A 659-nucleotide genomic window follows, 5' to 3' on the forward strand; every position below is an offset into this window, starting at 1 on the left:
CGAAGCCTCTTCAGATCCTCGTCCGACAAGTAGCAAAGGCCAATCGCCACGTCATACGCCAGCGCCTTCTCCGCATGCTCGGCATTGGTCATGATCGTCGAGTGGTTCGTCGCATTGTTGTCGACGCCCTGCTTGAGGATCGCGTGGATTTGGTCTTTGCGCCAATATTCGTAGTCGACGCTTGCCTGGCTGGGGTCATCCTCACCCACGACCTTGCCGTCCTTGTCCACCCAGTCCGGCCGGTTCTGGCGACGAGCCAGCATCCGCAGCGCCGCATGGTCCTCGTACCGCTGCGCCGCCTCGCTCTGCGCCGTGCCTAGTCGTTCTCCTTGCCACGCGTCGTATGGATCGTTTGCATTCAACCGCGCGCCATCGCCGCCCTTGTCTTTGTCGAGCGCATCGGATGGAGGATCGAAGCGCTCGTTGAAGTCGCTGCGGTGCTCTCCGTCCTCGACGATCGATACAGCACCGAACCTGACCGCTCTCGGCTTGAACGGCGCCTTCAATGCCGGCGCATCGACGTAGATCCGCCAATCGGGATCGGGGCTAGCATTCACCGGTATCCGCGTGAATACGTTGACCAGATAAAGAACCGGCGCAGTGGCCAAGGTCATGATCTGCGGCAGCGGATTCATGCCCGCCCGCAGCCCCCGGTCCAA

The 659-nt window shown here is 61.6% G+C and carries 1 pseudogene; it reads right to left on the reverse strand.

The annotated features are described in order from the left end of the window. Positions 1-635 (reverse strand): annotated as a pseudogene (locus QQS38_RS25935) (T6SS effector phospholipase Tle3 domain-containing protein); the annotation flags it as partial. Positions 636-659 lie beyond the last annotated feature (24 nt).

It is taken from the genome of Trinickia sp. Z7 (assembly GCF_056498045.1).